Genomic DNA, 23,861 nt, shown 5'->3' on the forward strand with positions numbered 1-23,861 from the left:
CGAGGAGTCTGCGTCGGCGGCCGGACGGTAAATGGCTTCAGCAGCGGAACATGCGTTGCCGAACCGAAGAACCGATGAAGGGAAGCAAAATGTTCGAGACACCGTTCGTCATGGTGGGCACCATCGTCACCGACCCCATCCACCGTCGGGTCGGCGACCAACAGGTCGTCAAGTTCCGCGTGGCGAGCAACTCCCGCCGCCGCACCGCCGAGGGCAACTGGGAGGCGGGCAACTCGCTGTTCGTCAACGTGAACTGCTGGGGGCGACTGGTCAACGGCGTCGGAGGAGCACTGACCAAGGGTGATCCCATCGTGGTGGTCGGCCACCTCTACACCAGCGAGTACGACGACAAGGAAGGGAATCGGCGTTCGTCGGTCGAGGTGCGCGCCACCGCCGTCGGACCAGACCTCGGCCGGTGCATCGCGCGGATCGAGCAGCGCAGGCGCGCCGACGCGGAGGCCGAGCCCGTCGGCACCGCTGCCGGGACGACGACCGACGGGGACGCGATCGACGGCGACGACGGCCACGACGGCGAGATCGAGGACCGTGGGCTGCCTCTGACGGCATAGCCGCAGTCGTCCACGCCTAGGATGGTCGACTGAGCAGTACCCCATGACCGGAAAGGCAATACCCAAAGCATGGCTGAGCTCATCTACACGATGAAGAAGGTCCGCAAGGCGCACGGTGACAAGGTCATCCTGGACGACGTCACGCTGAACTTCCTCCCCGGAGCCAAGATCGGCGTCGTCGGCCCCAACGGTGCCGGCAAGTCGAGCGTCCTGAAGATCATGGCCGGCTTGGACAAGCCGAACAACGGCGATGCGTTCATCGCCACCGGCGCCTCGGTCGGCATCCTAATGCAGGAGCCGCAGCTCGACGAGTCGAAGACCGTCCGCGAGAACGTCGAGGAGGGTGTGCCGATCAAGGCGAAGCTCGCCCGGTACAACGAGGTGGCCGAATTGATGGCCACCGACTACACCGACGAGCTCATGGAGGAGATGGGCCAGCTGCAGGAGCAACTGGACGCGGCCGACGCGTGGGATCTCGACTCGAAGCTCGAACAGGCGATGGACGCGTTGCGCTGCCCACCGCCCGACGAGCCCGTCACGCACCTGTCCGGTGGTGAGAAGCGCCGCGTCGCGTTGTGCAAGCTGCTGCTGTCGGAGCCCGACCTGCTGCTGCTCGACGAGCCGACCAACCACTTGGACGCGGAGAGCGTGCTGTGGCTGGAGAAGCACCTCGCCGACTACAAGGGTGCGATCCTGGCCGTCACCCACGACCGGTACTTCCTGGACAACGTCGCCGAGTGGATCCTGGAGCTCGACCGGGGCCGCGCGTACCCGTACGAGGGCAACTACTCGACGTACCTGGAGAAGAAGGCCGAGCGGTTGGCGGTCCAGGGGCGCAAGGACCAGAAGTTGCAGAAGCGGTTGGTCGAGGAGCTCGCCTGGGTGCGCTCCGGCGCCAAGGCCAGGCAGGCCAAGAACAAGGCACGCCTGGGGCGGTATGAGGAGATGGCGGCCGAGGCGGAGAAGACCCGCAAGCTCGACTTCGAGGAGATCCAGATCCCGACCGGCCCGCGACTGGGCAACATCGTCGTGGAGGTCGATCACCTCGACAAGGGCTTCGAGGGACGGATCCTGATCAAGGATCTGTCCTTCACGTTGCCGCGCAACGGCATCGTCGGCGTCATCGGCCCCAACGGTGTCGGCAAGACCACGCTGTTCAAGACCATCGTCGGCCTCGAGCAGCCGGACAGTGGCACGGTCAAGGTCGGCGAAACGGTCAAACTGAGCTACGTCGACCAGAACCGCGGCGGCATCGATCCGAAGAAGAACGTCTGGCAGGTAGTGTCCGACGGCCTCGACTACATCGAGGTCGGCCAGAACGAGGTGCCCTCGCGGGCGTATGTGTCCGCGTTCGGATTCAAGGGTCCCGATCAGCAGAAGCCGGCCGGCGTGCTGTCCGGCGGCGAGCGCAACCGGCTCAACTTGGCGCTCACCCTCAAGGAGGGCGGCAATCTGATCCTGCTCGACGAGTCGACCAACGACCTGGACATCGAAACCCTCAGCTCGCTGGAGAACGCCCTTCAGCAGTTCGCTGGCTGCGCGGTGGTCATCTCGCACGATCGATGGTTCCTCGACCGCACCTGCACGCACATCCTGGCGTGGGAGGGCGACGTGGACAACGAGGCGAAGTGGTTCTGGTTCGAGGGCAACTTCGGCGGCTACGAGGAGAACAAACTGGAGAGGCTGGGTGCGGATGCGGCCCGTCCGCATCGGGTCACACACCGCAGGCTGACTCGCGACTGATCCGGCGGGTTTGACCGCAGCGGCCCGGGGGCCAACTAGTGTCACATCCGCGCGTGCCAGCGTCGGCGCGCGGGCGTGAGGCAGGAGCGATCGGCATGACGACGGTGAATCCTGGATCTCCAGGTCGGCAGCGCAGCGACGGTGCGGTCGAGACCGCTGTGATCGATACCGGGCTCACCAGCGGTCTCGTCAAGGCGTATCTCGCGACTCATCAGGGACCGCGCGGCGACGCGCCTGCCGCCGATACCGCGATGACGATGCCGCTGGACCTGTCGGGGCGGACGGTCTCACCCGCCTTGCTCGCCGCACACGCGCGCGTCGGCCAGCAACGGTCCACGGGTGACACCAAGGTCGCGGTCTACTCGGCCGGGGACTCGAACGGCGTCGGCCCGGCAATTCAGATCGTCACCGATCAGAGCGCGATGCTGATGGACACCGTGACGGTGCTCCTGCACCGGCTCGGCGTTGCGTACGCCGCGATCATGAACCCGGTACTCCGCGTGCGCCGCAATCCGGCCGGGGAACTGTTGGACGTACACCCCGCCTCGGCTCCGGACGCGCCGACGGACGGCATCGACGAGACGTGGATCCACGTGCAGCTGTCGCCGTCCGCCGACGCCAAGGCCGTCGCCGAGTCCGTAGCGCTGCTGCCGAACGTCCTCGGCGACGCCCGTCAGGTGGCGCTCGACTCCGCAGCCCTCAACGCCGCGTTGGTCGTCCTCGCCAGCCAGTTGGACTCCGACCGCGATGGGCACTTCCCGTCCTACGACCGCCGCGACGTGGCGGCGCTGCTGCGCTGGCTCGCCGACGGTCACTTCGTGCTGCTCGGTTACCAACGCTGTTCGGTCGCCGACGGCCAGGCCACGGTCGACCCGTCCAGCCGGCTGGGCGTGCTGCGGCTGCGCACCGACGTGCTTCCGCAACTCACCGGCCACGACGATCTGCTGGTGCTGGCACAGGCGACCATGCCGAGCTACCTGCGCTACGGCGCGCACCCCTACATCGTGGTGGTCCGCGAGAGCCTGCCCGGTCAGACCGCCGCCATCGAGCACCGGTTCGTCGGGTTGTTCACCGTCGCCGCCTCGAACGCGAACGTGCTGGAGATCCCGCTCATCTCGCGTCGTGTCCACGAGGCACTCGCGCTGTCGCACGGCGACAACAGCCATCCGGGTCCGCTGACGCTCGACATCATTCAGACGATTCCGCGCTCCGAACTCTTCTCGCTCAGTTCGCGCCAGCTCCTGGACATGGCCAGCGCCGTCGTCGATCTGGGGTCGCGGCGCCGCGCGCTGCTGTTCCTGCGCACCGACCAGCTCTCCCATTTCGTGTCGTGCCTGGTGTATCTGCCGCGCGACCGGTACACCACCGTGGTCCGGCTCGGAATGCAGGACATCCTGGTGCGCGAACTGGGCGGCGAGAGCATCGAGTATACCGCGCGGGTCAGCGAATCACCTTGGGCGGTAGTGCACTTCACGGTTCGACTGCCCAATGACACCCGGGCTGCCGACGTCGACACGTCTCTGGAGACCGAGACCAGGATCCAGAATCTGCTGACCGAGGCCGCGCGCACCTGGGGCGATCGGCTGATGGGGGCGGTGCCGACCGGCGCCATCAGCCGTGCCGATGCCGAGCATTACTCCATGGCCTTTCCGGAGGTCTACCGGCAGGCGTTCACCCCGCACGACGCGATCGGTGACATCGCGATCATCGAACAGCTGCAAGACAATTCGGTCAAGCTGGTGTTCGCCGACGGCGGTGAGGGCCAGCCGGCGAACCTCACGTGGTATCTCGCGGGCAGGTCGGCGTCGTTGAGCGTGCTGCTGCCGATGCTGCAGTGCATGGGCGTCGTCGTGCTCGAGGAACGGCCGTTCTCCGTCACCCGCGCCGACGGCATGCCGGTGTGGATCTACCAGTTCAAGATCTCGCCGCAGCAGTCGATCCCCGAGGAACGGGACGCGGTCGAGCGCGGAGCGACCGCCACGCGGTTCGCCGACACGGTCACCGCGATCTGGCACGGCCGGGTGGAGATCGACCGCTTCAACGAGCTGGTGATGCGCGCGGGCCTGACCTGGCAGCAGGTCACGATGCTCCGCAGCTACGCGAAGTACCTGCGGCAGGCGGGATTTCCCTACAGCCAGTCCCACATCGAGGCGGTCGTCAACGACAACCCGAACACGACACGAGCGCTGGTGGAACTCTTCGAGGCACTCTTCGATCCCGAGGACGCCCAATCGGACGGCGGCAAGAAGCGGGATGCCTCGGCGGCCGCCGCCGCGGTCGCGGCGGGCATCGACGCCCTGGTCAGCCTCGACACCGACCGCGTGCTGCGCGCGTTCGCGTCGATGATCCAGGCGACGCTGCGCACCAATTACTTCGTCACCAGTCCCGGTTCGGCCCGCGGCCAGGACGTGCTGTCGATCAAGCTGAACCCCGGGCTGATCGACGAATTGCCGCTGCCCCGACCCAGATACGAGATCTTCGTGTACTCGCCGCGCGTCGAGGGCGTACACCTGCGGTTCGGAAAAGTCGCCAGAGGCGGCCTCCGGTGGTCCGACCGCCGCGAAGACTTCCGCACCGAGGTCCTCGGGCTGGTCAAGGCGCAGGCCGTGAAGAACGCCGTCATCGTGCCCGTCGGCGCCAAGGGGGGTTTCGTCCTGAAGAACCCGCCGGTCCCGACGGGTGACGCCGCCGCCGACCGTGACGCCCAACGCAACGAGGGCGTGGCCTGCTACCGACTGTTCATCTCCGGCCTTCTCGACGTCACCGACAACGTCGACACGGCGTCCGGTGCCGTGACGCCGCCCGCGGGTGTCGTCCGCCGCGACGGCGATGACGCCTACCTGGTCGTCGCCGCCGACAAGGGCACCGCGACGTTCTCGGACATCGCCAACGACGTCGCCAAGTCCTACGGCTTCTGGCTCGGCGACGCCTTCGCCTCCGGTGGGTCGGTGGGTTACGACCACAAGGCGATGGGCATCACCGCCAAGGGCGCCTGGGAGTCGGTCAAGCGACACTTCCGCGAGATGGGCGTCGACACCCAGACCGAGGACTTCACGGTGGTCGGGGTCGGTGACATGAGCGGCGACGTCTTCGGCAACGGCATGTTGCTGTCCAAGCACATTCGACTGGTCGCGGCGTTCGACCACCGCCACGTCTTCCTCGATCCGAATCCCGATGCGGCAGCTTCGTGGGCCGAACGCGACAGGATGTTCGCGCTGCCGCGGTCCAGCTGGGACGACTACGACCGCAGCCTCATCAGCGAGGGGGGCGGTGTCTACAGCAGGGAACAGAAGTCGATCCCGATCAGCCCGCAGGTTCGCACGGCGCTGGGGCTGGCCGATGACGCCGCCGAGATGACGCCGCCTGCGCTGATGAAGGCGATCCTGCAGGCGCCGGTCGATCTGTTCTGGAACGGTGGCATCGGCACGTACGTCAAGGCGGAGTCCGAGTCCGACGCCGACGTCGGCGACCGCGCCAACGATCCGGTACGCGTCAACGGGAATCAACTGCGCGCGAGGGTGATCGGCGAGGGCGGCAACCTCGGTGTGACGCAGCGCGGTCGCATCGAGTTCGAGCTCAACGGCGGCCACATGAACACCGACGCGCTCGACAACTCCGCGGGAGTGGACTGCTCCGACCACGAGGTCAACATCAAGATCCTCGTCGACTCCCTCGTCACCGGAGGGCAGGTGAGCGCCGAGGAGCGCACTCCGCTTCTGATGTCGATGACCGAGGAGGTCGGCGCGCTCGTCCTGCAGGACAACGCCGCCCAGAACGACTTGATGGGCACCAGCCGAGCCAACGCCGCAGTTCTTCTTCCGGTGCACGCCCGGCAGATCGGAGCACTCGTCGCCGAGCGTGGGCTGAACCGGGAGCTGGAGGCGCTGCCCCCGGACAAGGAGATCCGCAGGCGAATCGAGATCGGGCTGGGCCTGATGACGCCCGAGCTCTCCACGTTGATGGCCTACGTGAAGCTCGCCTTCAAGGACGAGCTCCTGGCCAGCGAGCTGCCCGATCAGGAGGTGTTCGCCTCTCGGCTGCCCGAATACTTCCCGCAGCAGCTTCGCGATCGATTCGGCCCCGAGATTCGCACGCACCAACTGCGCAGGGAGATCGTCACGACGATGCTCGTCAACGACCTCGTGGACACCGCGGGCATCAGCTACGCGTACCGCGTCGCGGAGGACGTCGGCGTCGGGCCCGTCGATGCGGTGCGGGCCTACGTCGCCACCGACGAGATCTTCAGGGTCGGCGACGTCTGGCGGCAGATCAGAGCCGCCGGTGACGCCGGAGTGGCCGTCGCCGTGACGGACCGGATGACGCTCGATCTGCGTCGCCTGATCGACCGCGCCGGACGATGGCTGCTCAACTACCGCCCGCAACCGTTGGCAGTGGGCGCGGAGGCCAACCGGTTCGCCGCGAAGGTGGCCGACCTGACACCGCGGATGGCGGAGTGGTTGAGGGGCGACGACCGCGCCATCGTGGCCAAGGACTCGGGCGAGTTCATGGCACAGGGCGTACCGGAGGACTTGGCCATGACGGTCGCGACCGGGCTGTATCAGTACAGCCTTCTCGACGTCATCGACATCGCCGACATCGTCGACCGGGATCCCGTCGAGGTGGCGGACACGTACTTCACGCTGATGGATCACCTGGGTGCCGACGGCCTGCTCACGGCGGTGTCGCGCCTGGCCCGCGACGATCGTTGGCATTCGTTGGCACGCTTGGCGATTCGCGACGATATCTATGGCTCGCTGCGGGCGCTGTGCTTCGACGTGCTCGCCGTGGGTGAGCCCGACGAGACCGGTGAGCAGAAGGTCGAGGAGTGGGAGCTGTCCAACAGCTCGCGGGTGACGCGGGCGCGGCGCACGCTCAACGAAATCTACGAGGATGGGGAGAAGGATCTGGCGACGCTGTCGGTGGCCGCCCGTCAGATCCGCAGCATGACCAGGACAAGCGGAACGGGAACGACCGGTTGACCGAGAGATTCACGACGCCGGTGCCCGTGCGCTGGTCGGACATCGACACGTACCAGCACGTCAACCACGGCACCATGGTGACGATCCTCGAGGAAGCCCGGGTGCCCTTCCTCACCGAGCCCTTCGCAGGAGACTTCGGCACCATCGGGCTGTTGATCGCGGAAGTGCGGGTGATCTACAAGGGACAGTTGCGGCTCGCGGATTCGCCATTGCAGGTCACCATTCGGGTGAAGCGACTGCGTGCGGTCGACTTCACCCTCGGGTACGAGGTGCGGTCGGCACTGGCGGATCCCGACTCCAAGCCGGCCGTCATCGGCGAGTCGCAGTTGGCCGCGTTCCACATCGAAGAGCAGCGATTGGTTCGGCTGGCGCCGCATCATCGTGAGTATTTGGAGCGCTACCAGCGATGAGTGGATCCGGCGGGCAGACGAGCGAACGTGGGCTGTGGCTCGACGATGCCGCCCATCGGGAGGACTTGTCGACGTTCGTCGAAAGGGCAATCCGCCTCGACGTCGCCAGCGTCGTCCGGTTGCGTGAGCGTGCGGGCGGGCAGGTCGTCGCCTGGGTGGCAACGGGTTTCGACGTCCTCGCGAGTCGCGTGGTGGGTGGTCGCGTCAAACCCGCCGATCTATCCGTCGGTGCCGACGCACTCGCGATGGCGCTGCCGTCGATGGACCGTTCGGGATTCGTCGATCCGGGTTTCGCGATGGACTCCGCTTGGCACGGGATGCTGCCGCCGGCAACGGGTTTCGTGCATTTGGACGACGTTCCCGCTCGAGTGGTGCTCGACCTCGCGCAGCGTGGCGTCGCGCTGGCCAAGGAACACGGCAGTGCGCACGGCCCTCCCGCATCGTTGCTGGACCAGGAAGTCGTCTCGGTCAGTTCCGGCGACACCCATGTCGGCATCCCAATGCGCTGCGTATTCGCTTTGACGGCAATGGGTTTCCTGCCGCAGTCGAACACCGCAGACCAGTTCGCGCCCGAGTCGGTGGCACCCGACGAGGTGGTGCGGGTCCGGGTGCTGCCGACGTGGCTGCGCGTGGACGCCCGCTTCGGGACCGTCTATCGCCGTCGCGGTGACCCCGCCGTCGTCCTGCGCTAGCGCGCCGCTCTTTCAGAACGGCGAGTTGACCATCGAGCGCGCGGCCATCTCCAGGTAGTTCAGAAGCACCTGGCGGTGGGCGTCGTCGAGGGTCTGCGAGTCGATCTCGGCGACGGCGGTGTGCATGCAGCGCAGCCAGGCGTCGCGTTCGAACGGGCCGACCTTGAACGGCGCGTGGCGCATCCGCAGCCGTGGATGTCCGCGTTGGTCGGAATAGGTCCGTGGTCCGCCCCAGTACTGCTCGAGGAACATCCGGAGCCGCACCTCGGCGGCGTCGAGTTCATCCTCGGGGTAGAGCGGTCGCAGTATCTCGTCGTCGCGGACCAGCTGGTAGAACCGCGACACGATGGCCCGGAACGTCTCGGCTCCGCCGACTTCGTCGTAGAACGACGTGGGTTGTTCCGTCACGGCCCCCATTGTTCCTTCCGGTGGGCAGGAGCGGTGCGACCGGGGGATCGTTGCGGACCAGGCAAACGCGACGCCGTCACCGGATGTTCATAGAGGTGACCAGCGAACACGGCCAAAATTGTCGTGCGATCGGCGGCGATCCATGGTGCACTGTGTCTCGGAGGACGTATGTCGCAGCGAAGGAGGAGCCGCGGGCATCTGACCGCGGCGGGTTCGACCGGCCCCTCGGTGCTTGCTGCGCAGACCCTGCCTCTTTCCGGCATCGATGCGCGCCCGCCCAGCCATGACGGCAGCGTCTGGGGCCGCCGCAGGGTGCTGCTGCTGAACTCCACCTACGAGCCGCTCGCGGCGCTGCCTGCACGACGGGCGGTCGTCATGCTGCTATGCGGCAAGGCGGACGTCGTTCACGCCGACCCGACCGGCCCGGTCATTCATTCCGCGACGCGTGCGATCACGGTGCCCTCGGTGATCCGGTTGCGTTCCTTCGTGCGGGTGCCCTACCGGGCGCGCGTCCCCATGACTCGGGCGGCCCTCATGCACCGTGACCGATTCCGCTGCGCATACTGCGGGTCCAGGGCCGACACCGTCGACCACGTGGTGCCGCGCAGCCGAGGTGGCGACCACTCGTGGGAGAACTGCGTCGCGGCGTGCGCCGGCTGCAACCACCGCAAGGCCGACCGATTGCTCTCCGAGATGGGCTGGGCGCTGCGGACGACGCCCCTGCCGCCGAAGGGACAGCACTGGCGACTGCTGTCGTCGGTCAAGGAACTCGACCCCGCGTGGGTGAGATATCTGGGTGAAGGCGCGGCCTGAGTGGCCATTGCGATACGGTTTGCGACGTGAGCACCGCACTTACCCATTCGCTGCTCGGCGGGGTTCCGCTGTTAGTGGCTCTGGTACTGGCCGCATGGATCTTCAGGCGCAAGGGTTCGCACCCGGCGACCTACAAGATGTCCGACGAGTGGACCCACGAGCCGATCCTCTGGGCCGCCGACGAACCGGCCGATCACGGCCACGGATCGCATCTCACGGTGGGAGGTGGCGCAAGTGGCAAGTGGTGATCACTCGACCGAGCTGGCGACCGTCAGTTCGGACGTTCTGCCCTACGGCTTCGCGTACACCTCGAGTGGCCGCATCTCCGGCGTCACCGAACCCGGTGAGTTGTCGGTGCACTACCCGTTTCCCGTGAAGGACCTCGTCGTTCTCGACGACGCGCTGAAATACGGCTCACGCGCGGCCAAGGCCCGGTTCGCGGTGTACCTCGGCGGTCTCGGTGACGACACCGCCGCCACGGCGCGCGAGATCCTGGCCAAGGTGCCCACGCCCGACAACGCGGTGCTGCTAGCCGTGTCGCCGAACCAGAAGGCCATCGAGGTGGTCTACGGCTCGGAGGTCAAGGGCCGTGGCATCGAAGAGGCGGCCCCGTTGGGCGTCTCGGCCGCTGCCGCATCCTTCAAGGAAGGCAACCTGCTCGACGGCTTGATCAGCGCCGTTCGCGTGCTCAGCGCCGGCGTCTCACCCCGCTAAGTCGCCCCAATCCTTCCTCGCGACCGTGCGTGTCTGCGGCCGACATGCCGTTCGTCGTTGGTATTTCGCGCACGCTCGAAGGTGGCAGTCGAGGCCGCCCGGCAGTGTCTCTGGCAGCTGGAATTTCTGCACAGGGGGCACCACGGCAACAAATAGACTTGGGCAACCAAGCCGGTTGCCATAGGGGAGAGGTGACGTGGGTGCGCTGGACGGCTACATGGCGACGTGGCTCGACACACGTTTGGTGAAGGTACGCAGCAGGAGGGTGCCCAATTCGACGAGAGTTCTCAATTGCGCCAGTTGCAGTCGACGGTCGAGGCGGCCAAACCGGGATCCCAGTGGACCGGTTCCGCGTCGGATTCTTTACGACACGACCAACCAGAAGCAGAACCGGGTGCTCGGAGAGACGGCTGTCCTGGACCAGAAGTTGCGTTCAGAGGTGGACCGGGCCGCTGCCGTCGTCACAGCAGGTCGCCGCGACCTCGATGCGGTGAGGCAGTGGGTGGTGAACGCGGCTTCGCCTCGCGGAACATCCGGTCCTTCTCGTGCCTAGCCTGCGAGGCCTGGACGAAGCCGACTACGGCCGCGATCACGGAGAGCACGGAGATCACCGCCAGCACCCTTATGAGATTTCGTGAGCGTTTTCTCGGCGCGGCCGCATGCTCTCTCTCCTGAGCGGCGTGGATCTCGGTGGCCTTGGGCTGTTGTTCGGCCTCGCCAGAAGTGACCACCCGTCCAGTTTCACCCACCGACGGTTGCCCGGAGTGGATTCATCGCTTTCCAGGCGTGGTCGAGCCTGAAAAAAGGCTGCCGCGCGCGAACTTGCACGTGGATGGCGAGGGATAAGACGCTCGCCGTGCTGTAGATCCCACCTCGTTCTTGCCCCTTGTGGTGCATCATTTGGCCATGGCGATTGCTGTCCGCTACCGGACCCTCCGGACGGGGGTCACCATGATGCTGGCGGTGGCGGTCGTCAACGGATGCGGCCGCCGGGACGACCAACCCGAGACTGACTTCGGTCCCGCTGCCGGCGCGGCGCTGGCCGTCGTCGGCATCCAGTACGACGCGACGCTCCCGCTCCGGTCCTCGCCTGGGGCCGATCAGCCGGTCGTGGCTTCGCCAGACCCGCTCGCCGACGATCTCGTCGCCACCGGCCGGGCACGGCAAGTGAACTCGTCGCTCTGGTACGAGGTCACTGTCGGCGGTGTGACGGGTTGGGCCGACTCCGCATCTTTGGCCTATCTTGGCGAAACGTTCGACGCGACCGAACGGATCGCCGCCAAGCTCGGCGGTCCCCCGACCGCCGACACGATGCTCGAGCTGGGCCGGATCGTGGCAATGGCCGAGGCGTTCACCGAGGACCCCGCGTCGCGGGTGACCGTCACCGTGGCACCGACGCTCGGCGACGTCGGCGAGGTGACGTACGACGTGGTGGGTTTTCCCGACGACTCCGTAAGCGGGGAGCGGCTGCACGTGTTCGCAACACCCGGCTACACGTTCACGCTCAAGACGGCCGAGGTGACTACTCTCTGCCGCCGCGGGGTCTCGGACGACGATCGGCGTGTGTGCGTGTGACTCGAGCCGCGGCGGGAGAGCTCACACCGACGCGCCGGGATGGGTCGTCAAACAGCGGTAGGGCCCTGCACCCGCAGCCAGCCGAGCGGACCGTACTCGCTGACACTGCATATACCTGCTGCGTGATTCGCGGCTTCAAGCTCGACACGTGGGTTGATAATCGACGCAACAGGCGATGAATACTCCGCGCGAACGGCAACTCCAGAGGGTGGTCGATGTCGATGAACACCTGCTGGTCGGCGCCGGGCAGCAGATCGGCCCGCTCACACAGGGCCACCAGGTGCTCGCGTAGCACCGACTCGAGTTGGCGGGCGTGACCGAAGGTGAACTTCCGCAACAACGTTCCCACCGTCGAGGGTGCGTACACATCGTCGGATAGCGACGTCATTCCCCCGACCGCAGCAGGTCGATGTCATCGATGCAATCCGCGCCGGCGCACATGCCCGCCACTACCGTGGCCAGCTTCGGCGCCGGGTTCGCCGACCCCGACTTGATCCGCGGCACCGTGATGCGGACCTTCTCACCGAGCAGTCGCCGCAGCCCGGTCTGCTCGGCCAAGGTCATCACCGGCACCAGCCCGGCCGACGACACGAGATTGCCGTCGTCGAACACCGCAGAATCACGGTCGAACCTGTGCGGCACTTTCACTGGAAGTGCCCTTTCTGAACGGGGTTGGTTGTTGCGTAAGGAACACCAATCATCCCAGTTCAGAGGGCACTTTCCTCATTTCAACACCCGGTTTAACGCCATGTCCGTCGGTGGATTCAGGCCTAGCGGGGGCGGAGCCTGGTTCTGGACGGCGCGCGCCGTGATTGGCGGGTGCAGGCCCACCGTACCCGGCGGCGTTGGTTGTCCGGGGTCCTGAAATCCGAAGGCGATGCGGCCGACGTGCTTCACGATGCGGTTGTAGCCCAGCAGGGGCCGTCGCGCGCACTGTTCGACGACGTCTTCGGCGGCTGGAAGATCACCAGTCTCCAGGGTGGCTACATTGCCTCGACGTCGCGCTCGGCAGATTATGATTGCGTTCTTGTCGACGTGCGCCGAAAAAGCCGACACGGCGTCCTCCGACCGTCACCTGTCGCCGGTAACTCCTTATCCCGCTACCGAATTCCCGACGTTGCCCCTGACGCCAGGTTGGCCCGCCAAATCGGCCAGTTGACGTCCAACTCCGCGCAGTCGGCAGGCGCGTCGCCTCACGCCTCTTGCATCGAGACTGCAGCGCCTAATAAACGACGGAGCCGGTGACCTGTGTGGTCACCGGCTCGGGAAATTCGCCGCGTATCAGCTGTTCTCGTCGTGCCGCTGAGCGATCGCCAGCAGCTCCTCGCGAACCGTCGAATCGGGAAGCGCGTAGATCCGCGCGTAGAGGCGGCGCCGGTTCATCGTGTGTGTCAGGTCTTCACGAAACTGTGCGAAAGACATCGTTCTTACTCCTTTGTTGTGCTCCGGATCACAGAGCAGGGTTGCTGTGTGCTGGCCGACATGGGGATCGCCCTTTCGGCAGACAACTCGATGATCCGCGTTAACTCTGTGTAAATCAAGCTCTGACGTGTGATTTTGCGCTCACTCCCCGGCCCATGGGCTTACGGGCGGCGGCTGGCGGTCGCCCTTTACGCGTTGCCAAGTCCGTGGTCTGAAGGTTTGCTGTGCCGACCGGAGCCCGGGTGAGCTCAGCCTGTTGACGTTTGCGTGGACAGCCCCGCCCGGATGCGCACGTACCGCTCGAGGAAGGCGCGCTCGTCGAGGCGCTTGCGCCGCAGCCAGCCGGTCACCTCGTCGTTGCACTTGCTGGCATTGCACGCCGTGCAGGCGGGCACCACGTTGTCCACCGTGTACCGCCCACCACGGGAGATCGCCATGACGCAGTCGCGTTGCAACGGGCTGTCGGTGGCGCCGCAGTAGGCGCAGCCTTCCCACGCCTGCTTGATGGCGGCCCACTGCGCGGGAGTGAGATCGTTCACGACGGCCGCGACGCGTCGGTTGCGCTTGCGGGCGGCACGGGCCCTGCGACTGTTACTGGCCGCCATGGCGCGAGCGTATGCGACGGACCGCCGAAATCCCGTCAGCCGGCGTCGTACGCGCGCGCCCGCAGCGCCCGTTCCACACCGGCGCGACCTTCGATCACCAGCCGACGCAGCGCAGGCGGCACCTCACCGGCCAGGAAGCGGTCGGCCGCGTCCAGGCCCTCCTGGCTGACGTCCGAGGAGGGGTACAGCCCGATGACGACGGTCTGGGCGACCTCGCTGGATCGTCGTTCCCAGACGCCGAGGATGGCGTCGAAGTACTTCGCGCTGAACGGCTGCAGCAACGCGGCCTGGCCGGGCTGCACGAAACCGGTGACGATCGAGCGGGTGGTGATGTTGGCCAACGTGTCGTCCTCGATCACCTGCTGCCACGCCGCCTCCTTGACCGCAGCCTGCGGCCGCGCGGCCATGGCTGCCGCCGCGTTCCGTCGTCCCGCCGCGGTGCGGTCGCGCTCTGCCTCGGCGTCGATGAACGGCGTGGCGGTACCGCCGTCGTCGATGTCGCCACCGGCTGCCAGCGCCGTGACGATGCGCCACCTCAGGTCGGTGTCGACGGTCAGTCCGGACAGACCGTGATCGGCGGGGTCGGTGTCGAGCAGCGCCGCCAGCACCGCGGTGTGGCGCAACGACAACGCCGACGTGCACAGCGCATTCACGTAGGCCAGCTGGAAGTCCGAACCCGGCTCGGCCGCACGGGCCAGCTCGAGGAGCCGGTCGCCGAACGCGGGCCAGCCCTGAGAGCAGGCCCAGTCCGGGTCGGCGTACGCATTCAGCGCGGTCTGTGCTTGGAGCAGGAGTCGCTGGGCCACTCCCACTTCGGTTTCGGCGTGCACGCCGCCCTTGACCAGTTCGACGAAGTCGCGGGCCTTCATCTCGGCCTCGCGGGTCATCTCCCAGGCGGCTGACCACGCGAGGGTGCGGGGCAGGGAATCGGCGATGTCCGCGATGCGGGTCAGCACGGTCTGCAGTGACTCGGGGTCCAGACGCAGTGAGCAGTACGTCAGGTCGTCGTCGTTGACCAGGATGAGCTGGCCACGCGAAACACCCTGCAGCGCAGGCACATGCGTGCTCGAGCCGTCGACGTCGAGCTCCTCGCGGTGGATGCGGACCAGTTTGCCCGAGCCGTCGTCGTCGTAGATTCCGACGGCCAGCCGGTGCACGCGCGTCTCGCCGGCACCGGGCGCCGCGCCACTCTGATCGATCGCGAACCGGGTGAACTTTCCATCACCGTCGACGTCGAAGTCGGCGCGGAGCGTGTTGAGGCCGGTGGTCTTGAGCCATTGGCGGCCCCAATGCGACAGGTCGCGTCCCGATGACTTCTCCAGTGCCCCAAGCAGATCGCCGAACGTCGCATTGGCGAACGCGTGGTCGCGGAAGTAGTCGCGCAGGCCGGCGAGGAACGCCTCGAGACCCACGTAGGCGACGAGCTGCTTGAGCACGCTGGCACCCTTGGCGTAGGTGATGCCGTCGAAGTTCACCTCCACGGCGTGCAGATCGGGGATGTCCGCGGCGACGGGATGCGTCGACGGCAACTGGTCCTGCCGGTACGCCCACGACTTCTCGACGTTGGCGAAGGTGGTCCACGCGGCGGTGTATTCCGTTGCCTCGGCTTGGCACAACACCGAGGCGAACGTCGCGAACGACTCGTTCAACCAGAGATCGTCCCACCACTGCATCGTGACCAGGTCGCCGAACCACATGTGTGCCATCTCGTGCAGCACGGTCTCGGCGCGCCGCTCATAGCTGTAGCGGGTGACCTTGCTCCGAAAGACGTAGTCCTCGAGGAAGGTGACGGCGCCCGCGTTCTCCATGGCGCCCGCGTTGAACTCGGGAACGAACAACTGGTCGTACTTGCCGAACGCGTATGGCGCGCCGAAGTTTCGGTGATAGAAGCCGAAGCCCTGCTTCGTCTCGGTGAACAGGCGCTCGGCGTCCATGTGCTCGGCGAGTGACCCGCGGCAGAAGATTCCGAGCGGGATGTCGCCGTGGTCGTCGGTGTACACGTCGTCCCACCGCGCGTACGGGCCTGCGATGAGGGCCACCAGGTAGGTGCTCATCCGCGGCGTCGTCGTGAAGGTGTGCACCTTTCCGCCCGTCGCGAGCTCGACGGTCTCGGTGGCACCGTTGGAGATGACCTGCCAGTGTGCGGGCGCGGTTACCGACACGTCGAAGGTCGCCTTCAGGTCGGGCTGGTCGAAGCACGCGAACATCCGCTTGGCGTCGGCGGTCTCGAACTGGGAGTACAGGTACACCTCGTCGTCGACCGGGTCCACGAAGCGGTGCAGGCCTTCGCCGGTGTTGGAGTATCGGCAGTCCGCCTCGACGACGAGGACGTTGTGCTCGGCCAGCCCGACCAACGGGACGCCGGTGGACTCGTCATAGCCGGAGACGTCGATGTCGACGCCGTTGAGCGTCGCACTGCGCACCGAGTCGGCGGCGATGTCGATGACGGTGTCCGAACCGGCGAGAGCGTCGAACGCCACGGTCGTCGTCGATCGGAAGGTCCGCTCGCTGGGGCCGCCTGCGCCGTCGGTCAGATCGAGCACGATCCGGTAGTTGTCGATGGTGACCAGCGCCGCGCGCTCGGCCGCCTCGTCGCGAGTGAGGTTGGGAAGTGCCACGTCGGTTAAGACTAGACGCAGTTCGGGAACACAGTCGGGGCGCGCATAGTTGTGCTGGACGGAACTCTGCCCCCTTGCCTTCCGAGAGGATCTGATGATGGCCAAGAAGGATGTCGCCGGTTTCTGGTTCGACCCGCTGTGCCCGTGGTGTTGGATCACCTCGCGCTGGATCCTCGAGGTCGAGAAGGTGCGCGACATCGACGTGGAGTTCCACGTCATGAGCCTCGCCGTGCTCAACGAAGGGCGTGATCTGCCCGAGGAGTACCAAGAGATGATGAAGAAGGCGTGGGGCCCCGTCCGCGTCGTGACCGCCGCCGAGCAAGCCAAGGGCAGCGAGATCCTCGGCCCGCTCTACACCGCGATGGGCACCCAGATCCACAACGAGGGCAACAAGGACTTCGATGACGTCATCGCCAAGTCACTCGAAGAGGTCGGACTGCCCGCCGAGCTGGCCGAGGCGGCCACCAGCGACAAGTTCGACGACGCCCTACGCAAGAGTCACCACGCGGGCATGGACCCGGTCGGCGACGACGTCGGCACGCCCACGATCCACGTCAACGGCGTCGCGTTCTTCGGCCCGGTGCTCTCCCGCATCCCGCGCGGCGAGGAGGCGGGCAAGCTGTGGGACGCATCGGTGATCTTCGCCGCGTATCCCCATTTCTTCGAGCTGAAGCGCACCCGCCACGAGTCGATGGAGTTCGACTGACGCCCCGCACGTTGGCGTCAGGTGACGGTGAAGACCATCGACTGCCATCCCGTTGAGCCGTCCGGTACGGGGCCGGGGTTGATCAGCCGGAGTCGTTCCTGCGCCTGCATCACGTTCGCCCCGTCGTAGGCGCGACACGTCACGGTGTGCTGCCCAGGCGACAACGTCGTCGTGAGCCGAAACATCCGCCACGTATAAGGATTCACCTCGGTGGCCAATTCGGCTGGGCGCCAGTCTTCCTTGTCGAACCGGACCTCGACGCGGCTGATGCCACGACCCTGGGCCCATGCCGTACCGGCGACCGTGACCTCGGCGCCCGGGATCTGCTGGAAGGAGCCGGGTGCGTCGATGCGCGAGGAGATCTTGATCGGGACGACGCCGGGTGGTTGACCGTCCCAGCCCCTCTCCACCCAGTAGGGCTTGACGTCGTACGTCGCCAGCTCCAGCTCGTTGACCCACTTCGTGGCCGACACGTATCCGTAGAGACCGGGGACGACGGTGCGCATCGGGAAGCCGTGTTCGGGCAGCAGCGCCTCACGGTTCATGCCGATCGCGAGCATCGCGTCCTTGCCTGCGGCACGCAGTAGGTCCAGCGGGGTTCCCAGGGTGAACCCGTCCGCGGAGTGACCCACCAGTTGCTGTGCGCCGCTCTGAATTCCGGCCTGGTCGAGCAGGTCCAGTAGCGGGACGCCGACGAAGTTGGCCGTCGACACGTACGGCCCGCCGACTTCGTTCGACACGCACGTCATCGTGATGGTCTTCTCCACCAGCGGCATCGACCGGATGTCGTCGAAGGTGAACTCGAGGGGCGTGTCGACCATCCCGCTGATGCGCAGTGTCGCGTCCTCTGCCCGCAGCTGCGGCACCTCCAGGTTGATGTCGATTCTGTAGAAGTCGGCTGCGGGCGTAATGAACGTCGGCGTCCCAAGCTCGGGAAAGGCCGCGCCCGTCGGGATCGGGGGCGCGGGCGTCGTCGGAATCAGCTCGCCGACGCCGCGACGGGACGCCGTCACGTCGATGCGTCGTGCCAACGCGAATCCGCCTGCGCCCGCGACCAGAGCGCCGAGCGTGGCGACGATCGAGCCGAGCACGAAGCGGCGCCGCCCCATCGGGGCGCTGGCTGCCTGCTCCGCCCCGGGTTCGACCGAAGCCGTTTGCGGTCGCGCGCCCGCATGCAACCACCAGAACGTCCCCACACCTGCGACCAGTGATGCCGCGGGAGCGAGCAGGCTCAACGAGCCGGTGGACTGCTCGTGCACGGCGAGCGCGCCAATGACCCCGACGACGATGACGGCGACCACGCCTGGTAGCACGCTGCGACGGGAGATGAGGCCGATGCCGACACCGACGAGCGCAAGCACCACTGCCATGCCGATGAGAAGGGCAGGCTTGTCGTTGGTGCCGAAGTTCTCGACCGCGAAGTTCTTCACCGGAGTGGGTGTGCGGTCGATGAAGGCGTTGCCCACCGCGAAGAAGGGTGACGCTGCCGGTAGCAGAAGCAGGCCCGCCACCAGGTGTCCCGCTCCGAGGGCAGCGGCGACCGAGATGAATCCGGTGGCTGCTGCACGGCTGGCGGGCAGGTGCGGGTTCATGGTCATTGAGGTCATTCGTTGCTGCTGCACTTCTGGACGACGACCGGCGGGCCTCAGCGCCTTCCACGCACCCAGCGGATTGACGGCCGGAAACGGCGAGGAATGGCCGATTCCGGATGCGGTGGGGCGCACGTCGGGCGACGGTGTACCCATGACGACGGCCGAGCCCACCACTGACGGTTCCTACCGCAACAAGATCGTCGCGGTCGAACCCGGCGGAAACGAGTTCATCGCCGAGGCCGACCGGCACGGCAAGCCGAGTCAGCTGTTCTGGACGTGGACGTCGCCCAACCTCGAGTTCGCGACGATATTCGTCGGGATGCTGGCGGTCCTCGCGTTCGGGATGAACTTCTGGCAGGCCGTCGTCGGCATCGCGATCGGCACGGGACTCGGTGCCATCGCCCACTTCCTGCTGTCCGCGCGCGAACCGCTGCACGGCGTCCCGCAGATGGTGCTCGGCCGGATGGCGTTCGGCTTCAAGGGCAACGCCGTGCCCGCGGTGCTGATGTCGGTGGCGGCCGGCGTCGGGTGGTTCGCCACCAACAGCGTCAGCGGGGCGTTCGCGCTGTCGACCCTGTTCGGCTTCGGGCCACTGGTGGGTCTGATCATCATCGTGCTGTTGCAGACCGGGTTCGCCTTCTTCGGCCACAACCTGGTGCAGGCGTTCGAGAAGTACTCGTTCCCGGTGCTGGCGGTGATCTTCATCGCCGCTTCGGTGGCCATCTTCATGCACGCCGACCTCGGTGCACCCGTCGGCGCCGGCGGCGTCGGAGGCATGGGCGGCTTCCTGCTCACGGTGGGTACGTCCTTCGGGTACGCGGGTTGTTCCTGTCGTGCTTCGTGCTGGAGGTCGTCGGGGCGGCATCGGTCACCAGCGGCGAGGCCAACCTCGGTGATCCGACCGGATCATTCACCAGCGAACTGGCGTCACCCCTGGCCAAGGCGACGCTGCTGGCCATCGCGATCGGCGCCATTGCGGCCAATTCGATCAACATCTACTCCGGCGCAATGGCTTTCGTCACGATCGGGATCGAGCTGCCCGCGCACGTGGCCCGCGCCCTGGTGACGGTGTTCTTCGGTGTCGCCGGCTTCCTGATCGCGTGGTGGGCGCTACCGGACGCCGCGCACAGCTACGAGGCACTCCTCCTGATCATCGCCTATTGGATCGGACCTTTGCTCGGGGTCGTGTTCGCCGATCAGTACCTCCGCCGCGGCCAGCCGATCGCCCCGGTGCCTCTACGACCGGTCGTACGCGAACTGGGGCGGTCTGGCGGCCTTCCTCTTCGGACTCATCGCGTCGGTTCTGCCGTTCTCCAATCAGGAGAAGTTCGTCGGTGTCGTCGCGAAGTCCCTTCCGCAGCTCGGTGACGTCACGTTCTTCGTCGGCTTCGTTCTCGCGGGTGGCAGCTACCTGTTGCTGTGCCGGTCGAAGATCGCCGCCGAGCGCACCCTCGACGTCGCCACGGTATGACACCGCAGGACATGCTGGACGTCGCCGTCAACGAGGCCCGAAAGGGGTTGTCGAAGGGCGGAATACCGATCGGCGCCGCGCTCTTCAGCGCCGACGGTGTCCTGCTGGGCAGCGGCCACAACCGACGGGTGCAGGACGACGACCCGTCGGTACATGGCGAGACCGACGCATTCCGCAAGGCGGGCCGCCAACGTGACTACCGGTCGACGATGATGGTGACCACGTTGTCGCCGTGCTGGTACTGCAGCGGCCTGGTGCGACAGTTCAACATCGGCGCCGTGGTCATCGGCGAGGCGCGGACGTTCAGCGGCGGGCATGACTGGCTGGCCGAGAACGGCGTCGCGATAACGCTTCTCGACGACCAGCGCTGCGTGGGGATGATGACGGATTTCATTTCGGCGTATCCCGAGCTCGAGTTGGAGGACATAGGTGAATGAGTGTGGTTGCAATGGTTGATCTTTCGCGCTGGCAAGACGGGGGAGCCGCTGCCGGCGCGGTGGCCGCCGAGGTGGACGAGAGCCTTCAGCAGGCGGGATTCGTCCTGGTCACCGGCCACGGGGTCGACAAGGGTCTGGCGTCCGCGGTACTCAAGGCCAGCCGAGACTTCTTCACGCAACCGGACGACGTCAAGCAGCGCTACAGCGTGCCGGTGGGCGGTCACGGCTGGATCGGGCCCGGCGCGGAAGCCAACGGCTACGCAGAGAGTACCGAGACGCCGCCCGACCTCAAGGAGAGCTACAGCCTGGGGGCCGAGACGGCGACCGGCGATCCCGACGTCGACCGAATCTGGTTCGCGCCCAACGTGTGGCCTACCGAGGTCCCGCAGCTGCATGCGCTGGTGACGGAGTACACCGCCGCGTTGCGCCGCCTCTCCGACGATCTCCTCGCGCTGTTCGCGCACGCGCTGGGCCTGCCCGCCAATCCCTGGGCCCTGCTGGCGAACCACCCGACGTGGACGATGAACATCAACCACTATCCGCCCGTCATGGCGTCGGAAGCGGGCGTCCTGAACCTGGACCCGTCGACGGTGGTCTGCAGGTGTATTCGGAGGCCGAGGGGTGGGAGGACGCACCGTACGATCCGGATGCGCTGACCGTGAACATCGGCGACCTGTTGGAGTACTGGAGCGGGCGGCGCTGGCCGTCGGGCCGGCACCGCGTCCTCCCGCCTCAGCCCGAGGCGCCCGAGGAGGATCTGGTGTCGCTGATCTACTTCTACGAGGCGAACCACGACGCGCTCGTCACCCCGCTGGAACCTCCGATCGGAAAGGTCGTCGGGTTGCAGCCCGTCACCGCATCGGACTTCATCAAGGAACGCCTCGACGCCATCACCATCGGCTGATGCGCCCAGTAAGGTGACCGCCATGCGCGTCTACCTCGGCTCTGACCACGCCGGATTCGAACTCAAACAGGCCATCATCGAGCACCTCGAGTCCGGCGGCCACGAGCCCATCGACTGTGGTGCCTTCGGCTACGACGCCGAGGACGACTACCCGGCGTTCTGCATCGCCGCCGCGGAGAAGACCGTCGCCGACCCGGACAGTCTCGGCATCGTCATCGGCGGCTCCGGCAACGGGGAGCAGATCGCGGCGAACAAGGTGCCCGGCGCACGCTGCGCCCTGGCTTGGAGCGTCGAGACGGCGTCGCTGGCCCGTCAGCACAACAACGCCCAGTTGATCGGCATCGGCGGCCGCATGCACACCGTCGCCGACGCCCTCACCTTCGTCGACGCGTTCCTGACGACCGCGTGGTCGGAGGCGCCGCGCCACCAGCGCCGCATCGACATCCTCGCCGAGTACGAGTCGACGCACGTCGCACCACCCGTTCCAGGCGCCTAGCGCATGCCCGAGGGGCACACCCTCCACCGGCTGGCCCGCCTGCACCAGAAGCGGTTCGGCAAGGCGCCCGTCATGGTGACCAGCCCGCAGGGTCGCTTCGCGGACGCCGCCGAGGCGGTCAACGGCCGGGTGCTACGCACGGCGAACGCGTGGGGCAAACACCTGTTTCATCACTACGAGGGCGGTGCGATCGTCCACGTCCACCTCGGCCTCTACGGCAAGTTCACCGAGCGCCCCGTGCCGATGCTCGATCCGGTCGGGCAAGTCCGGATGCGGATGGTCGGCGCCGAGTACGGCACCGACCTGCGTGGTCCCACGGTGTGCGAGGTGATCCACCAGGTCGAGGTCGACGAGATCGTCGCCAGGCTGGGACCCGACCCGCTGCGACGCGCCGCGGACCCCTCCCGCGCCTGGGTTCGAATCAGCAAGTCCCGCAGGCCGATCGGCGCACTGCTGATGGATCAGAAGGTCATCGCCGGGGTGGGCAACGTGTATCGCAGCGAACTACTGTTCCGCCACCGCATCGAGCCACATCGGCCCGGCACACACGTCAGCGAGGCGGAGTTCGACGCCGCGTGGGCCGATCTCGTCGCCCTGATGAAGGTCGGTGTGAGCCGTGGCAAGATCATCACCATCCGGCGCGAGGACGACAAGGGGCCGCCGGCGAGCCGCCCCGGCCGGCCGCGAAGTTATGTCTACCGACGGGCGGGCGAACCGTGCCGGGTGTGCGGCACGCCGATCCGCACCGAGGTGATGGAGGCGCGCAACCTGTTCTGGTGCACCACCTGCCAGGTGTAGCGCTCGCCTCACAGCCGGACCTCGGCCAGCGGGCGAAGAGATGCGGGATCCCGCGACGCACACGCTGCGCGCGAGGTGTTCGGGTCGTTGTACCCGGACGGGCTGAGGGCACCTCCAAGGGGCCGGGGTGTCGGCGCGGCTCGAGATTCGGTTCTAGACGCGTGGCCGGCCCGGCTGGGCAGGCTGGATTGGCCCGCATGCCCTGAAGTCGCCGCAGCTCGGAATGCTTCCCGACGTCGGAGGAACCGGATCGCACGCGACCAGGTCGCACGTGCCGATGCCTCCCGAGGAGGGGGGCGGCACCGGAACGTGTGCCGGCGGTTCCATCGGCGTGGGCGGGGTCGCGACGGGGCTGGAGGGCACGGCCGAAGGCGCGGCAGGGACCGTCACGACGATCCGGGGCGCGCCCACGATTTGGCCCCGGTCGGACACGCCCGGGGTCACCGTCACCACCGGCGCGGGTACGGGTGCAGGCAGAACCGCGGCGGGCGCCGCACTTGCGGTGCCTGGGTTTGGTGCCGGCGAAGGGGATGCCGACGTGGCTCCGGCGGCGAGATCGGAGTCGGTGAATTCGGCGATGGCGAGACTGCCCACCACGCCGAGTGCAGCGGCGGCGAGAACTGCCGCGAGTCCGCTCACGATCCATCCCGACTTGGAGGGCGGGGTCGAACTTGGGACGGGAGGGCCGGCCGGGCGCGTGAAAGTAATTTCCGGACGGCGGACGGTCGGGTCGTCGTGATGAGGGTTCGCGTCGTGGTGGCCGGTGGGGGACGCGTAGTACGTGGTCATAGTGATCTCCGTCAGGTTGGCGCAGCCCGTGAGCCGCCTTCACCAACTAGGAGCGACGAGCCGCCCCATTTCCGACAGATTTCTGCCAACCAATTTCGATGTCGGTTCCAAACGCCCTCG

21 protein-coding genes and 4 pseudogenes are annotated in these 23,861 nt (G+C 67.0%); 16 read left to right on the forward strand and 9 right to left on the reverse strand.

The annotated features are described in order from the left end of the window. Positions 1–89 precede the first annotated feature (89 nt). From VET27_RS00695 to VET27_RS00715, 5 genes are all read left to right on the forward strand, one after another. Positions 90–569 (forward strand): single-stranded DNA-binding protein, encoded by a 480-nt coding sequence (locus VET27_RS00695; RefSeq protein ID WP_526514469.1) that lies wholly within the window; start codon positions 90–92, stop codon positions 567–569. A 69-nt stretch (positions 570–638) separates the two neighbouring features. Then, positions 639–2,312, forward strand: a complete 1,674-nt coding sequence (gene ettA, locus VET27_RS00700; RefSeq protein WP_526514470.1) for an energy-dependent translational throttle protein EttA — start codon at positions 639–641, stop codon at positions 2,310–2,312. A gap of 95 nt (positions 2,313–2,407) precedes the next feature. After that, complete coding sequence (locus VET27_RS00705; RefSeq protein WP_526514520.1) at positions 2,408–7,291, forward strand: NAD-glutamate dehydrogenase; 4,884 nt, start codon at positions 2,408–2,410, stop codon at positions 7,289–7,291. Further along, a complete protein-coding gene (locus tag VET27_RS00710; protein ID WP_526514471.1) occupies positions 7,288–7,701 on the forward strand; it encodes an acyl-CoA thioesterase in 414 nt (137 codons plus the stop codon). Before VET27_RS00705 ends, VET27_RS00710 begins: the two co-directional genes overlap by 4 nt. Continuing rightward, positions 7,698–8,393: a DUF8010 domain-containing protein gene (locus VET27_RS00715; protein ID WP_526514472.1), complete on the forward strand. Its 696-nt coding sequence runs from the start codon at positions 7,698–7,700 to the stop codon at positions 8,391–8,393. The genes VET27_RS00710 and VET27_RS00715 overlap by 4 nt, the downstream gene beginning before the upstream one ends. A gap of 12 nt (positions 8,394–8,405) precedes the next feature. Here VET27_RS00715 and VET27_RS00720 read toward each other — a convergent pair whose 3' ends face one another. Continuing rightward, complete coding sequence (locus tag VET27_RS00720) at positions 8,406–8,810, reverse strand: globin (protein WP_526514473.1); 405 nt, start codon at positions 8,808–8,810, stop codon at positions 8,406–8,408. A 159-nt stretch (positions 8,811–8,969) separates the two neighbouring features. On the opposite strand from VET27_RS00720, the gene VET27_RS00725 reads away from it, so the two are divergent. The 4 genes and pseudogenes from VET27_RS00725 to VET27_RS00740 form a co-directional block, all read left to right on the forward strand. Next, complete coding sequence (locus VET27_RS00725; RefSeq protein WP_526514474.1) at positions 8,970–9,614, forward strand: HNH endonuclease signature motif containing protein; 645 nt, start codon at positions 8,970–8,972, stop codon at positions 9,612–9,614. 26 nt (positions 9,615–9,640) lie between these two features. Beyond that, positions 9,641–9,862, forward strand: a complete 222-nt coding sequence (gene ctaJ / locus VET27_RS00730; RefSeq protein ID WP_526514475.1) for an aa3-type cytochrome oxidase subunit CtaJ — start codon at positions 9,641–9,643, stop codon at positions 9,860–9,862. Then, positions 9,849–10,328 (forward strand): DUF5130 family protein, encoded by a 480-nt coding sequence (locus VET27_RS00735; protein ID WP_526514476.1) that lies wholly within the window; start codon positions 9,849–9,851, stop codon positions 10,326–10,328. The genes ctaJ and VET27_RS00735 overlap by 14 nt, the downstream gene beginning before the upstream one ends. Before the next feature lie 225 nt (positions 10,329–10,553). Then, positions 10,554–10,679 (forward strand): annotated as a pseudogene (locus VET27_RS00740) (EspA/EspE family type VII secretion system effector); the annotation flags it as partial. Between the two features lie 110 nt (positions 10,680–10,789). Here the strand turns inward: VET27_RS00740 and VET27_RS00745 are convergent. Then, complete coding sequence (locus VET27_RS00745; RefSeq protein WP_526514523.1) at positions 10,790–11,059, reverse strand: hypothetical protein; 270 nt, start codon at positions 11,057–11,059, stop codon at positions 10,790–10,792. 175 nt (positions 11,060–11,234) lie between these two features. On the opposite strand from VET27_RS00745, the gene VET27_RS00750 reads away from it, so the two are divergent. Further along, a complete protein-coding gene (locus VET27_RS00750) occupies positions 11,235–11,903 on the forward strand; it encodes an SH3 domain-containing protein (RefSeq protein WP_526514477.1) in 669 nt (222 codons plus the stop codon). Positions 11,904–12,114: 211 nt separating this feature from the next. Here VET27_RS00750 and VET27_RS00755 read toward each other — a convergent pair. The 5 genes and pseudogenes from VET27_RS00755 to pepN all read right to left on the reverse strand — a co-directional run. Next, positions 12,115–12,551 (reverse strand): annotated as a pseudogene (locus tag VET27_RS00755) (IS1380 family transposase); the annotation flags it as partial. A gap of 75 nt (positions 12,552–12,626) precedes the next feature. Next, complete coding sequence (locus tag VET27_RS00760; RefSeq protein WP_526514524.1) at positions 12,627–12,959, reverse strand: hypothetical protein; 333 nt, start codon at positions 12,957–12,959, stop codon at positions 12,627–12,629. Positions 12,960–13,184: 225 nt separating this feature from the next. Further along, positions 13,185–13,325 (reverse strand): hypothetical protein, encoded by a 141-nt coding sequence (locus VET27_RS00765; RefSeq protein ID WP_526514478.1) that lies wholly within the window; start codon positions 13,323–13,325, stop codon positions 13,185–13,187. 248 nt (positions 13,326–13,573) lie between these two features. Next, positions 13,574–13,930, reverse strand: coding sequence for an HNH endonuclease signature motif containing protein (locus VET27_RS00770; protein WP_526514479.1), 357 nt, complete (start codon positions 13,928–13,930; stop codon positions 13,574–13,576). A 35-nt stretch (positions 13,931–13,965) separates the two neighbouring features. After that, positions 13,966–16,548 carry an aminopeptidase N gene (gene pepN, locus VET27_RS00775; RefSeq protein WP_526514480.1) on the reverse strand — a complete coding sequence of 861 codons (2,583 nt, stop codon included), beginning with the start codon at positions 16,546–16,548 and terminating at the stop codon, positions 13,966–13,968. A gap of 97 nt (positions 16,549–16,645) precedes the next feature. On the opposite strand from pepN, the gene VET27_RS00780 reads away from it, so the two are divergent. Then, positions 16,646–17,254, forward strand: coding sequence for a mycothiol-dependent nitroreductase Rv2466c family protein (locus VET27_RS00780; RefSeq protein ID WP_526514481.1), 609 nt, complete (start codon positions 16,646–16,648; stop codon positions 17,252–17,254). A gap of 17 nt (positions 17,255–17,271) precedes the next feature. Here VET27_RS00780 and VET27_RS00785 read toward each other — a convergent pair whose 3' ends face one another. Next, positions 17,272–18,861 (reverse strand): molybdopterin-dependent oxidoreductase, encoded by a 1,590-nt coding sequence (locus VET27_RS00785; RefSeq protein ID WP_526514482.1) that lies wholly within the window; start codon positions 18,859–18,861, stop codon positions 17,272–17,274. A 136-nt stretch (positions 18,862–18,997) separates the two neighbouring features. Here VET27_RS00785 and VET27_RS00790 point away from each other — a divergent pair. From VET27_RS00790 to VET27_RS00810, 5 genes and pseudogenes are all read left to right on the forward strand, one after another. Beyond that, positions 18,998–20,317, forward strand: a pseudogene (locus VET27_RS00790) (purine-cytosine permease family protein). Then, positions 20,314–20,754: a nucleoside deaminase gene (locus VET27_RS00795; RefSeq protein WP_526514483.1), complete on the forward strand. Its 441-nt coding sequence runs from the start codon at positions 20,314–20,316 to the stop codon at positions 20,752–20,754. Before VET27_RS00790 ends, VET27_RS00795 begins: the two are co-directional and overlap by 4 nt. After that, positions 20,751–21,658: pseudogene (locus tag VET27_RS00800) on the forward strand (isopenicillin N synthase family dioxygenase). The gene VET27_RS00795 and the pseudogene VET27_RS00800 overlap by 4 nt, the downstream one beginning before the upstream one ends. 22 nt (positions 21,659–21,680) lie before the next feature. Then, a complete protein-coding gene (locus VET27_RS00805; protein WP_526514484.1) occupies positions 21,681–22,154 on the forward strand; it encodes a ribose-5-phosphate isomerase in 474 nt (157 codons plus the stop codon). Between the two features lie 3 nt (positions 22,155–22,157). Next, positions 22,158–22,952: an Fpg/Nei family DNA glycosylase gene (locus VET27_RS00810; RefSeq protein WP_526514485.1), complete on the forward strand. Its 795-nt coding sequence runs from the start codon at positions 22,158–22,160 to the stop codon at positions 22,950–22,952. A 153-nt stretch (positions 22,953–23,105) separates the two neighbouring features. On the opposite strand, the gene VET27_RS00815 is transcribed toward VET27_RS00810, so the two are convergent. Then, positions 23,106–23,591 carry a hypothetical protein gene (locus tag VET27_RS00815; RefSeq protein ID WP_526514486.1) on the reverse strand — a complete coding sequence of 162 codons (486 nt, stop codon included), beginning with the start codon at positions 23,589–23,591 and terminating at the stop codon, positions 23,106–23,108. Positions 23,592–23,861: the final 270 nt, after the last annotated feature.

Source organism: Mycobacterium sp., from assembly GCF_035633495.1.
Classification (GTDB): Bacteria; Actinomycetota; Actinomycetes; order Mycobacteriales; family Mycobacteriaceae; genus Mycobacterium.